Raw genomic sequence first — 414 nt, forward strand, 5'->3', positions numbered from 1 at the left:
ACTCCAGGACACCATCGGCCCGCCACCGCACCAGATCACCCGTGCGATAGACCCGCTCCCCCGGAGAACCGTAGGGGTGGGCGACGAAACGCTCCGCCGTCAGCCCCGGCTGACCCGCATACCCCCGGGCCAGACCCACACCCGCCATATACAGCTCACCCACCACACCGACCGGCACCGGGCGAAGCCCCTCATCGAGGACGTACACCCGCTTGTTCGCCACCGGCCGGCCGACCGGAACCGACGAACCGGCCGTGTCACCCCCCTCGACCGTGTGACAGCAGGTGAAGATCATCGACTCGACCGGCGAATACCCGTTCACCAGCCGCAACCCCGGATACTCCCCCAACGCCTTCGCCACATGCGCCACCGACAACGGCTCACCACCCGTCATCAACTGCCGCACCCCGGCAA

The 414-nt window shown here is 68.1% G+C and carries 1 protein-coding gene; it reads right to left on the reverse strand.

Going from position 1 to position 414, the window contains the following annotated elements:
- Positions 1–394: AMP-binding protein (locus PUR26_RS02110; protein WP_329868557.1), on the reverse strand; the 394-nt coding region annotated here is incomplete at its 3' end.
- Positions 395–414 lie beyond the last annotated feature (20 nt).

Origin of the sequence: Streptomyces sp. SP18CS02 (genome assembly GCF_036322365.1) — a bacterium.
In the GTDB taxonomy this organism is placed as follows: Bacteria; Actinomycetota; Actinomycetes; order Streptomycetales; family Streptomycetaceae; genus Streptomyces.